The sequence below is a fragment of the Micromonospora olivasterospora genome, assembly GCF_007830265.1.
Lineage (GTDB): Bacteria > Actinomycetota > Actinomycetes > Mycobacteriales > Micromonosporaceae > Micromonospora > Micromonospora olivasterospora.
Genome location: NZ_VLKE01000001.1, coordinates 2,779,356 through 2,792,026, shown reverse-complemented (window position 1 = coordinate 2,792,026; position 12,671 = coordinate 2,779,356). Strand labels below are relative to the sequence as shown.

At 73.5% G+C, this 12,671-nt stretch carries 5 protein-coding genes; 1 reads left to right on the top strand and 4 read right to left on the bottom strand.

Going from position 1 to position 12,671, the window contains the following annotated elements; translation table 11 throughout:
• The first annotated feature begins 309 nt into the window (after positions 1-309).
• Positions 310-1,464, top strand: coding sequence for an Ig-like domain-containing protein (locus JD77_RS12725; protein ID WP_145774588.1), 1,155 nt, complete (start codon positions 310-312; stop codon positions 1,462-1,464).
• A 262-nt stretch (positions 1,465-1,726) separates the two neighbouring features.
• On the opposite strand, the gene JD77_RS12720 is transcribed toward JD77_RS12725, so the two are convergent.
• The 4 genes from JD77_RS12720 to JD77_RS12705 all read right to left on the bottom strand — a co-directional run bounded on the left by JD77_RS12720 (position 1,727) and on the right by JD77_RS12705 (position 12,642).
• Positions 1,727-8,107, bottom strand: coding sequence for a PKD domain-containing protein (locus JD77_RS12720; RefSeq protein WP_145774587.1), 6,381 nt, complete (start codon positions 8,105-8,107; stop codon positions 1,727-1,729).
• 102 nt (positions 8,108-8,209) lie between these two features.
• Positions 8,210-11,428 (bottom strand): ATP-binding protein, encoded by a 3,219-nt coding sequence (locus JD77_RS12715; protein WP_170286436.1) that lies wholly within the window; start codon positions 11,426-11,428, stop codon positions 8,210-8,212.
• 357 nt (positions 11,429-11,785) lie between these two features.
• Positions 11,786-12,037 (bottom strand): hypothetical protein, encoded by a 252-nt coding sequence (locus JD77_RS12710; RefSeq protein WP_145774585.1) that lies wholly within the window; start codon positions 12,035-12,037, stop codon positions 11,786-11,788.
• A 158-nt stretch (positions 12,038-12,195) separates the two neighbouring features.
• Positions 12,196-12,642, bottom strand: a complete 447-nt coding sequence (locus tag JD77_RS12705; protein WP_145774584.1) for a heat shock protein transcriptional repressor HspR — start codon at positions 12,640-12,642, stop codon at positions 12,196-12,198.
• Positions 12,643-12,671 lie beyond the last annotated feature (29 nt).

The window sequence follows — 12,671 nt, the reverse complement described above, 5'->3', positions numbered from 1 at the left end:
ATGCGACGCATCGCCCTCGGGCGGGCCGCCGCCCTCGCCCTGTCCGGAACGGAGGGTTCATCGTTGATGTCACATCGATCCAAAACCCGGCTGGCTACACGGCGGCTCGCTTGCGCCGTGTCGACCGTGCTGGCCGCACTGGGGATGCAGATGCTGGTCAGTACCGGTGCGCACGCCGCCGCCCCGAAAGCTGCCGAACCGCCCTGTGTCCAGCAGGGGCAGGCAACCTACCCCGTCAGCTACTACTGGAAAAACATACTGGGGACGCGGCTGGGCAGCGGGTCGGTCTCAGTCGATACCGTCCCACCCTTGTGGGGCGGGCAGATCGCGCCGGGCAGCACCTTTACCGTCACGCTGACCCACCGGACGACCCAGTGGCCGTTGCTGGTCACCACGTACACCACGACCTGGGACGTGTCCTCACTGCTGGCCTACGCTGATGTCGTCAGCCAGTCGGGAGCCGGCACCATCAGCGGCAACACCCTGTCGATCACCTCGCCTGGCGTCAAGACCGACCCGTCTACGAAGGTCATCACCTTCCGGGTCAGGCAAGGCACCATCGGGGGAAGCATGACCATCCGGCCAACCGGGATCAGCAGCGTCATCTCCGCTCCTGGCGAGCTCGGAAACAGCACACCCGCCCCGCCGATCCGGATCGTCGACGGGCAGTCCATCTCACCAACCAGAGCCGTCAACGACACTGCCACCACCATCCAGAACAAGGCCGTCAGCGTGCCCGTCCTGGCCAACGACGTCGCGACCTCACCGACGCTCAGCAACGTCACCACGCCCAGCAACGGCACCGCGACGGTCTCCGGCGGCAACATCGTCTACACGCCCGCCCCAGGCTTCGCCGGCACCGACACCTTCGCCTACACCATCACCACCGCCTGCGGAACCAGCACCGCCACGGTCACCGTCACCGTCGCCTGTGACCCCACACCCGTCAACCTGGTCAACGGCAGCTTCGAAACGCCACCCGTCGCCACGCTCGACTGGAACATCCCCGACGCCTCCACCAACCCGAGCGTCGGCTGGCACACCACCGCCAGCGACGGGCTGCTGGAGTTCTGGCGCGGCGGTGCTTCTGGTGTTCCATCGGCCCACGGGCAACAGTTCGCCGAACTCAACGCCAACCAGCCCTCCACGCTCTACCAGGACCTGCCCACCGTTCCGGGCACAGTGATGACCTGGTCGTTCTACCACCGCGGCCGCCTGGGCACCGACGTGATGCACGTGCTCATCGGCGCGCCAGGCGCGACCACGCCGCGAACCCCGATCGGGGCCACCTCCCCGGACATCTCCGACGACAACACCGCCTGGGGCTACTACACCGGCGTATACGTCGTCCCACCGGGACAGACCACCACACGACTCGCCTTCGAATCCGTGTCGGCGGCGGGTAACAACCCGGCGGTCGGGAACTTCCTGGACGGCGTGCAGTTCACGACGCCCTGCCCGTAGACCCAGCCGTAGCTTCCAGAGCCCAACACCAACGACAACACTGGCCAACCGGTTCCGGCACGAGCACTGCCGTGCGGCACCCCGCTCTGGCCAGCGTTGTCGTTGGTTTTCGCTGCTTACAGTCCGGGACACCGGTCCGGGTCGGCTTGCCACTGGCCTGTGCCCTGGCCATGTCCGCACCGGTCAACCACACGCCTAGTACGTAACGACTGGCGGGGCGCACCCCCCTCCGGTGCGCCCCGCCAGTCCGTCGCACACCCCGCTACGGGTGCACGACCAGGTTCCCGCCGTCGATCGCGGTGGTCGGATCCGCGGTCAGCGGGGCACCGGGTTGGGTGTCGTACACGACGGTCCCGGTGGCGACCTCCCACACCCTCACCCGGATCCGGTCCGGGCCGCCGACCACCGCGCCGTCGACCACGCTGACCAGGAAGGCGTAGCCGCTGCGCCCGCCGAGCGTTCCGGCGCCCCGGTACTGCGCCCGGCCCGACCCGACGGTCAGCCACTCGTAGCTGGTGCTGTGCAGGTCCAGCCCGGCGGCCCGCACCGCCAGCTGCGTCTCCCCGCCGGGCGTGGTCGCGTCCTTCGCGTACCGGGCGACGAAGCCCAGGGACGCCTTCTGGTCGCCCACGGTCAGGCGGACACCGCCGGTCACGAAGCCGCCGTCCGGGTCGTACACGACCACGTACGCCTCGGCGTCCCCCACGTCGACCGTGCTCCCGCTGCCGCCCTCGTCGTCGGTTACGGTCAGTTGCAGCGGATACACCCCCGGCTCCGTGAACCTCCGAATGGCCGTCACCGTGCCCGACCCGTCCCGCTCGTCGACCACGCCCGGCACCGCCGCGCCGTCCACCAGCCACCGCGCCGTGTGGGTGTCCTTCCGGCCGGCGTCGGTGAAGGACCCGGCCAGCCGCACCTCCGTGCCGACGGGCACGACCAGGCCCGAGGTGGGCGCGTCGATGCGTACCCGCGGCGCGGCGTTGAGCACGACGACCCGGACGGTGCCGCTGTCCGTGCCCCCGCGGCCGTCGTCCGCGCGCAGCGTGACGATGTGCTCGCCGTCCTCGGCGTAGGTGTGGTCGAGGACGAACCGGCCGTCCCGCACCTCGACCGGCCCCGGATCCGTACCGTCGCCGTAGTCCACCGTCACGGTCACGGGGTCGCCGTCCGGGTCGGTGACCGAGCCCGGCATCGACAGCGGCTCGCCCTCGGCCGGCGTGGCGGCCGGCGGCATCCACTCCAGGTGGGGCGCCTCGTTGCGGGCCCGGACGGTGACGGTGAAGCGCGCCGTGCCGACCCCGCCGTCGTCGTCACGGGCGGTCACGGTCACGGTGTACGTGCCGGCGGCGGCGTAGCCGTGCGAGAGCGCGAAGGCGCGGTCCGCACCGAGCGGCAACGGCTGCGCGCCGGTGCCGTCGCCGTAGTCCACCGTCGCGGTCACGGCGTCCACCGCACTCGGGTCGGTGACCGAGCCGTTCCGGGTCAGCGTGCCGCCCGGCTCCAGGGTCGCGTCCGGCCCGGCCGAGACGGTCGGCGCGACGTTCACCACGGTGAACGGCGCCGGGGCGAAGCCCACCTCACCCTTGCTGTCCGTCACGATCACGGCCGCCGTGTCCGAGAAGTTGTCGGTGTACGTCCAGGTCGCCGTCACCGTGCCGCTGCCGTCCCGCTCGACCACCTTCGCGGGGACCGGTCCCGGCATCGGCTGGCGGGGCCAGACCACCTGCGCGGTGTGGGTGTCCGCGGTGTCCGCGTCGGTGAACGGCACCGTGAGGACGACCTCGGAGCCCTCCGGCACGGTCACCGGGGCGGGGCTCGTCACGACGGGCCGGGCGTTCGCGGCGATGCCGTTGCCGTCGACCGCCACGGTCAGCGTGCCCACCTCCGTGGTGATCTTCACGGTGCCGGTCCGCGTCCCCAGCGTGGTCGGCGTGAACATCACCTGCACCGGGCACGACGCTCCGGGCGCCAGGACGGCGGGGCAGCCGGTCGACGCGGCGAAGTCGCCCGTCGCGGACACCCCGGTCACCGGCAGCGGCACGCTGGTCCGGTTGGTCAGCGTGACCGTGGACGGGCTGCTGGTGGAGCCCAGCCGCTGGTCCCAGAACTTCAGCGCGGTCTTGTCGAGCAACTGGACCACGGTCGTCGTGGCGGTCGCGGAGTCGTTGTCGCGGCTCAGGTCCGGCACCGGTCGGGACCAGGCCCGGGCCGTCGCGGTCAGCGTGGCGCCCGGCCCGGCCGTCACCGTTCCGCGCACCGTGAGGGTCACCGACTCGCCGTTTGCCAGCTCGGGCAGGACCACCGAGCGCAGGGTGGCGTCGGCGTCGCAGGCCTCCCCGGTACTCACGGTGCAACCGGTGACGGTGACCCCGTCGGGCAGGAGCGTCTCCAGGTGCACGGCCGTGGCGGTGTCGGGCCCGGCGTTCGTCACGGTGGTCGTCCACGTGACCGGGGCGCCCGGGGCGGTGGCGGTCGCCGAGACGGCCTGCTCGACGTCGAGGTCGGCGGTCGCCGTGACCGGCGTCAGCAGCAGGGGCCGAGCCACCCGCAGCACCGTCTTCGGATCACCGGGCTTGCGGGTGGTCACCGATCCGTTCACCAGGATCTGTCCGCGCTCGTTGACGTCGACGGCCGAGGTCAGCCCCACGCAGGGCGAGCTGTAGACCTCCTCGCCCTCGCCCTGGCAGGCGCCGCCGGCCAGGCTGGCCAGCTCGTACTTGACGCCGTCCTGCCAGAGCACGGCCCGGCCGGTCGAGTCCCACGACAGGGTCTGCCCCGTGCCGACCACCAGGCCGGACTCGTTCACCGCGTACGCGATGCCGCGCCCGAGGTCGGTGGTCCTGCCGTTCCGCGAGACGAAGGCGTTCTTCTGGCCGAAGACCTCCAGGGTGCAGAACTCCCCGACCACGGTGCCGTCGTCGGCGATGTCGTGCGCCCGGCTGCCGTTCGTGCAGGCGGTCGGGACGGCGACGGGGCTGACCTCGCCGTCGGCCCAGACAGCCGCCCGCCAGCCGTCCGGCACGTACTCGTGCCCGACCACCGCCCCGGAGGCGTTGATGCCGGCCCTGGTCGGGGCGGTCTCGAAGGCGATGTCCTGGGTGGCGTCCACCCGCTCGCCCGAGGCGTTCCAGCGGACCGCCCACCACCGGTAGTCCCAGTCGGGGTCCTGCTCCATCGAGTACCCGACGATCTCACCGTCGTCGTTGACGCCGTACGCGCTGGCGAAGCCGTCGCCGACCGCGTCCGGCATGGCGGGCAGCGCGGTCATCCGGCCGTCCGCCCAGCGGAAGGCGTGCCAGCCGCCCTTGTGGTCGCTGCCGCGGTCGACCTCCTCGCTGGTGCCGACCACGACGCCGTCGTTGTTGATGTCGCCGGCGAAGCTGACGCACTGCCCGTCCGCGCCGGTGCTGGTGGTGCAGGGCAGGGTGCCGAGGTTGCGCATCGTCCCGTCCTCCCAGAGGAAGGCGCGGGCGGTCTTGCTGCCGTCCCGGCGTACCACGATCGTCCGGCCGACGACCTGGCCCCTGTCGTTGAGCGCGACGCCCTCGACCGAGTCCTGCGGATCCGGGGAGAGGCTGCCCAGGTCGGTGATGGCGTAGGTCAGGAAGCGGGCGACCACCGCGTGGTCCCGGTCCATCTTCACCTTCAGGTCCCGGGTCGCGCCCGCGGGCTTGCCGTCCACGGTCCAGCCCTGGAGCAGGAAGCCGGGCTTCGGCGCGGCGTGCAGGGTCACCTCCGTGCCGGCCGGGTACGCGTCCTGCCGCGGCTCGACGGTCACCTGACCGCCGGGCCCCGCCTCGGCCGACAGGGTGTACGAGCCCGTGTCGACCGGCTCGACCTCCACGGCGGTACGGCCCACCCGGGTGCCCCGGTCGGACCTCGCCGTGACGACGACCGAGTGCGCGCCGGCGCCCAGCACGGTCGTGCCGGCGTACACCCCGTCACCGGCGGCGCCGTCGTCGTGGCCGCCGTCGTCGTGCAGGGCCAGCTCGGCGCGGTCGCCCCGCTCACCGAGCACCACCGCGTCGACGTCGGCCCCCGGCACGGCCGTGCCGTCGTCGTCGAGCCGGGCGGACACCCGCACGGTGCCGTCCGGGGCGACCTGAGCCGCCGTCACCTCGACGGTGAGCGGGTTGCCCGCGATCCAGGCGCTCAGCGGCACCCGGGCCTCGCCGGTGCCCGTGTTCGTCAGCCGGAGCGTCCAGCGACCGGCGGCGGGATCGTCGACGACGAGGCCGCGGAAGGGCTGGTCGGCGTCGGCAGCCGCCGGGGCGCTGCCGCGCTCGGCACCGGAGGAGTCGAGCAGGGTGAGGCCGACCGACGGCGGCGCCATGGCGACCACGCCGGCCTGCTCGCCGGTGGGCACGTCGAGCGGTACGTCGACCGTCGCGCCGGCCGGGACGGCCGGAACGGCGGCGCCGATACCCTGCGGGGCCACGATCGGGGCCCGCTCCTCCCCGGATACGAGATTGGTGCGGTCCGGGGTGTCGTTCTGCCGGGGATCGCGGGCCAGGCGGGGCAGGACGTACGAGGTGAAGTCGGAGAGCTCCTCGGTCATCGAGGTGTGGAACGTGTCGGACTCCGGCACGTCCTCGAAGACGTACCGGGCGCTGTCCCGGGTGACGACGCCGTCGCCCACCCCGTGGAAGTAGCACGGCACCACGTGCCCCACCCCGACCATGTTGGAGAAGGTCACGCCGCGCCGGTCGGTGATGTTCGGGTTGAACGAGGTCGCCACGTAGGCGGTGCTGAGCTGCTGGGTGGCGGGCATCAGCGGGGCTTCCTCACCGGCGATCGCCGCGGTGTCCAGGACCAGGTCCGCGCAGGGCGAGCCCATGTTGGGCGTACCCATCATGATCAGCCGGTTGACCACCGGGCGGGCGTCCTTCGACTCCGGCATCAGCTCCTGCACGTACCAGCGGGAGATCAGGCCGCCCATCGAGTGGGCGACGACGTCGACGTGCCAGGCGTCGGTCCGCGCCCGGACGCCCTCGATGTACGCCGCCTCCTGCCGCGCGTTCTCCGAGATCGTGTTCGTACGCTCGAACGGCGCGTCCAGCGAGCCGGTCCGGAGCACCCCCACCTCCTGGTTGTCGCCGACCGCCCAGCCGTGCAGCAGCGGGTGCGCCGATTCGAGGAACGGCTGGTACTTGCCCCACGACGACGTGGCGTTGCTCTTGTAGCCGTGGACCAGGATCACCGGCCGAGGCTTCACCAGCAGCGGGATCTCCCTGGCGTCGCGGACCCGGTCCGACACGCGCAGCCGGACGATCAGGCGCCGCGGGTCGGGGTGGGCGCTGCCGTCCCGGTTCCACGCCAGGCCCACGGTGTCCCAGCGGAACTGGCGGGTCAGGCTCTCCCCCGGGTCGAGGACGTCGAGCCGCTTGCCGTTCTCCACCACCTCGCCGGTCTCGGCGTCGACCAGCTCGATGGCGGTGATGCTGGCCAGCTTGCTGCGGTTGGTGAACCGAACGGTCACCCGGACCGTGTTGCCGTCGGTGGTGCCGTTGCGGGTGGCGTCCACCCACGTGCCGCTCGGGTACTCCTGGTGCTCGACGCGAACGCTGTCGAGCACCGGCCCCTCGCCCAGGGTCATGACGAACGCGTGCCGGGCCCAGTCGCCGTTGCGGCGGCCGTAGCCGCTGATCTGCCCGGCGTCGTTGATGCCGGTGGCCGCCACGAGTTCCCAGTCGCTTCCCTCGGGCAGCAGGGTGTTGAGGTCGGTGACCGCGCCGTCCTGGAACAGCGCCGCGTGGTCGTACGTGAGGTTCTGCATCCGGATCGCGCCGACGCCGGAACCGGCCTCGTTGAGCGCGTTGACCTCCCCGCCGTAGCTGGTGCGGTAGAGGACCGGAAGGCCGTTGGCCTGCCAGACGACCGGCTGGTGGCCGCCACTGCCGGGCTCGCCGCCCCAGCCGGCGACCTGACCGGCGTCGTTGACGTCGAAGGCCTGCGAGCGCCCACCGAGCGGGGAGCCCAGGGCGTCGTCGGCCGAGATCGACTTGCCGGGCCTGGTGCGGAAGGCGCGGGGCGACAGCACGTCCGGCGCCGGGTCGGTGTCGGAGACGCCGACGACCACACCCTCGTCGTTGACCCCGTCGGCGTGGGTCTGCCCGCCGCCGAGGCTGCCCAGGCGCAGCACCTTGCCCTGCGGGTCCCGGACCCAGTCGCCACCGGCGACGAAGCCGGTGTCGCTGATCGCCTCCGCGCTCAGCAGGTCGAGCCTGGTGACCGCGCCGTCGCGGTAGAGGAACGAGCCCGCGCTCTCGCCGGAGCCGGTCCAGAAGCCGACCGCGTCGCCGGCGTCGTTCACGTCCCGGGTGGTGCTGCCACCGGCGCCGGGAATGAGGGGATGCAGGTCGACGGCGGGCTTTCCGGCCTGGAGCAGCAGGGCGCTGGTGTGCGAGTCGACGCCCTCGATCCACCGGCCGGCGGCGACGAGCCCGGCGTCGTTCAGCTCGCCGACGGCCGTGCTGACGTCGTTGAGCCGCCCCATGACGCCGAGGTCGACGATCGTGACGGTGGGGGTGGTGGGGGCGGCGACCGCTTGTGGCGGCGCCGCGACCACCCCGAGCAGGGGCGCGGCCACCACGCCGGCGAGTAGCGCGGCGAGGCGTCGGCGGGCGGACAGGGTGATGGGCATGCGGGTCTCCGGGCATGGTGAGGCAACATGCGGACCCTGTCAGCCGGCGCTTGCGGCACGCTTGCGCGGCGCTAGCGCCGAACCATGCGTCTCGCCGTGCCCTCAGGCGGGCCGGTCCACCGAGTACAGCGGACGGGGGCCGCGCAGCCGGTCCACGAAGAGGGCCGCGCCCTGCTGCTGGCCGATCTCCAGCCCGCGCCGCACCGCCGCCGACGCCGCCTCGCGGTCGCCCAGCCGTTCGAGCGTCCGGGCGCGCAGCCGGTACAGCTCGACCAGGAAGAACTCCTCGCCGTTACGGTCCGACGCGGCGATGCCCCGGTCGATCGCGGCCAGCGCCTGCTCGGGGCGGCCGGCGAGCAGTTCCAACTCGCCGAGCACGCCGAGCAGCAGGTGGCTGAACATCGCGCCGGCGCCGGCGAACACCTCGACCGCGGCGCGGATCTCGTCGATCCCGGCCGGGTCGCCACCGCGGACGCGACCCCAGCCGAGCGGCCCCAGGGAGAACGCTTCGAGCTGGGCGAAGCCCCGTTCCCGGCAGATCGCGAGGCCCTCGGCCGCGGCGTCGAACGCCCCCGCCGCGTCGTCGAGCCACAGCCGCCGCCAGGACTCCAGCACCTGCAGGTACGCCTTCGTGTACGGATCACCCAGCTCCTCGCCGCGGCGGCGGGCCGCCGCGGCCGTCCGCGCCGACTCGTCGGGCAGGCCGAGCATCGCCAGCACGATGGAGAGCCAGCCCCGGCTCGTGGCGGCCGGGTGCTGGAGGAAGATGTCCAGCCGGACGGCCGCGGCGTGCCGGTCGGCGAGCGGCACGCACGCCTCCAGTTCCGCCCGTGCCTCGGCGAGCCGGCCCTGGTGCCAGCGGACCTGCCCCCTGGCGTGCAGCGCGGCGATGCGCAGCATGGCGTCGTCGCGCTCGGCGGCGGCCAGGTCCAGCTCCGCCACCGCCAGGTCGGCGTCCCCGATCCGCCCGCTGACCAGCGCGGTTCCCCAGATTCCCCAGAGCGCCGAGAGCAGGTCGTCCACCGAGCCCGCCGCGCGGGAGAGCGCGAGCGCGAGGCGGCGCTGCTCGGCGACGGCCGGCGCGTCGTAGCCCAGGGAGAGGGTGAGCAGGGAACCGAGGGCGGTCCGGGCCCGCAACTCCAGTTCCCGGCCCGGTTGGCCGGGCACCAGGACGATCCGGTCCAGCGCGGCCCGCAGGTGGCGCTCCGCCTCGTCGAAGGCCCAGCGACCGCGGGCGTGCTCGGCGGCAAGCAGCGTGTACGCGACGCACCGCTGCGGGTCGCTGCCGCTGGCGGCCAGGTGGTGGGCGAGCACGGCCGCGTGCTCCGGCAGGCTGTCCGGGTACCGGGCCTCGATCGCGGCGGCGGCGCGGTCGTGCAGCCGGGCGCGGCGGGCCCGGGGCACCTCGGCGAGCAGCGTCTCCTGGACCAGCGCGTGCGCGAAGCGGAACCGCGGCACCGCCGCCTGCTCCTCGCCGAGCAGGCCCGAGCGCAGGGCCCGGTCCACGGCGGCGTCGATGGTCGGCGCGGGTACCCCGGAGACCGCCTCCAGCAGCGGCAGGTCGAAGACCCGCCCGGCCACGGCGGCCGCCTCCAGCACCGCCCGGTCCGCCGGCTCGACCCGGCGCAATCGCCGGGCCACCGCCTCCCGGACTCCCCGGGGCACGACGCGGCCGTCGAGGACCGCGTCCGGGCCGCCGAGGCGCACCACCTGCGTGATGAAGAAGGGGTTGCCGTCCGTACGCGCCGCCACCGCGCTCGCCACCTCCGGCGACACGGGCCGGCCGGTGGTCTCGGTGATGTACGTGCGTACGTCGTCGACGCCGAGGCCGTGGAGGGTGACCCGGTGAGCGCCGATCCGGGCGAGACCCGCGAGCAGGTGCCCGCTCGGGTCCTCGGTGACGTCGTTGGGCAGCCGTACCGTGGCCACGATGGCGACGGGCGCGTCGCGCAGGTGAGCGGCGACAAGTTCGAGCAGGTGCAACGACTCCTGGTCGGCCCAGTGCAGATCCTCGAGCACGACGAGCAGCGGCCGGCTGCGGGCCGCTGCGGCGAGCAGCGCCACGACGGCGTCGACGAGCTGGGCGCGGGCCTGGGCCGGGCTGGTCGTGTCGAGGCTCGCGCCGCGGCTGTCCGGTTCCGGCAGCAGCAGCGCCACCGGGGCGGCCCGACCGGACAGCAGCTCCCGCCCGTCCGGGCCGTCCTCGACGATCTCGCGCAGCGCCTGCGTCCACGGCCACAGGTCCGGCGCGCCCTCGTGTTCCCAGCAGCGGCCCCACACCACCAGGGCGCCGGCCGCGGCGGCGCGTGCCGCGGCCTCCTCGGCCAACCGGGTCTTGCCGATGCCGGCCTCACCGGTCAGCGTCACCACGGTGGTGACGCCGGTCCGGGCGGCGGCGAGCGCGGCGTCGAGGCGGGCCAGTTCCTCGTCGCGCCCCACCACGGAAGCCCTGGCCGGCGTTGCGGGGGTCTGCCGGGCCGGCGCGGCGGGGCGCGGAACGGGGACCGAAGCCGCGGTGACGGCGGCGACCGGCAGGTCGAGTGCCGGGTCCTGGCGGAGCATCCGTTCGTACAGTTGCTGCAACTCCCGGCCCGGGTCGACGCCGAGCTCGTCGGCGAGCAGCGTGCGACCCTCGACGTAGACCGCGAGCGCGTCGGCCTGCCGGCCGCTCCGGTACAGCGCGAGCATGAGCGCGCCGCGCAGCCGCTCCCGCAGGGGAGCCCCGGCCACGGCGGCGAGCAGTTCGTCGGCGAGCCGCGCATGCCGGCCGAGGGCGAGGTCGAGTTCGGCCGCCAACTCCCGGGCGGACCAGCGCCCCTCGTCCAGGCGCACCGCCTCCGCGCGTACGGCGGGCACGGAGATGTCGGCGTAGGCCGGGCCCCGCCACAGGGCGAGTCCATTGTCGAGGGTCTGCCGGGCGTCGGCGAACCGGCCGGCGGCGCGCAGCTCGTGGGCGGCGCGTACGGCCCGCTCGAAGCCGGTCACGTCGACAGCGGCCTCGGGTATGGCCAGCAGGTAACCGGACGGCCGGGTGGCGAGAACCTCGGCGGCCGGTACGCCGGCCTGGTCGAACAGTCGGCGCAGCCGGGAGACGTACGCCTGGAGGCTGCCCCGGGCGCTCGCCACCGGCTTGTCGGCCCACAGCCGGTCGACGAGGGCCGCGGCGGGCACCACCCGGTTGAGGTCGAGCAGCAGGGCGGCGAGCAGCGTTCGCAGCTGGGCGGCGCCGAGATCGAGCGGCAGGTTCCCGACGCGCACCTCGACGGGTCCGAGTACGCGGACCCCGAGCGCACCGATCCGCTGCCCAGTCGCTCCGTCCACGTCGCACCTCCCACCGGTCGCGCGCAAACCGGCACGCCGGAGGCATGCTGCCAGAGTGGGCCGCCCGGGCGGCTCGACCATTCGGGCCGGCTGACGTGTGATCCGGGCTGTCAGGCCAGCAAGTCGGCCAGCAGGACAAGAAGGACGTACGAGGTGGGTCCGCGCCCTGGCTGTGGCCCGTCCCACAGTCAGCGACTCCATGGCGGCGACATGGGGATATCCGAGCCCTCCGGAGGCCCCGATGTCGGCGATACGGAGTGGGTCATCCGGCCCGGGCGCGGCGATTCACCCGCATCCCGACGACGAACGAGCCGGGACCCCCCGTGGGTCCCGGCCCGCACGTCGGCGTACCGACCGTCAGGCGGCCGATCCGCCCTGCCGGACTTGCTCCTGGCGCCGCCGCGCGTCGATTCGCGCCTTGTCGGCCCCGTGGTCGGCCTGGCCGGCGAAGAGGCCATTCTTGATCTTCTCGGCGAACCGGTTGTCGCTCATCTTGTCGTTGAACCGTCGTTCGGTGATCTCGTCGAACCTCTGCCGGACCGACTCGCTGATCTGGTCGAGTCGTTCCTCCGCCTGCTGCGCCACCTTCTCCTTGCTCGGTTCCGACATGGCTCTCCCTCGCCGGTGCGGTCGATCCGCCGGTGCGACAGGTCCGTGTCACGCCGACGGCACCTTGGTTCAGAGGCTAACGAAACCGGCCCGGCCCGCGCCGGGATTCCGGGGAAGCGGGCCGGGCCGGCGTGCGGCCGGAAGCAGTGGCGGGACGGTCAGCGGTCGCGCTCGCCGCCGCGCCGGGGACGCCAGACCACCAGGGCGGTGGTGGTGCGGTTGGTGGGCACCAGGTCGCGGCCGGGGAACCGGGCCAGCGACTCCAGCTCGGCCACCCGCCGGTACGCGGCGTCCAGTTCCGCCTCCAGCCGCGCGATGCGCTGCTGTGCCTCCTCCAGCAGGCGCTCCAGGCCGATGATGCGCTTGACCCCGGCCAGGTTGATGCCGTCGTCCTGGCTGAGCCGCTGCACCTCGCGCAGCAGCACCACGTCCCGGACGCTGTAGCGCCGCCCGCCGCCGGCGGTCCGCCCGGGCTGCACCAGCCCGAGCCGGTCGTACTGGCGCAGCGTCTGGGGGTGCATTCCCGCCATCCGCGCCGCGACCGAGATCATCAGCACCTTGGCCTCGTAGGCAGGGTCATCCGAGCCGACGAAGTTCCCCGACATCCCCGCTCACCTCCGCACGCACTCCAGCG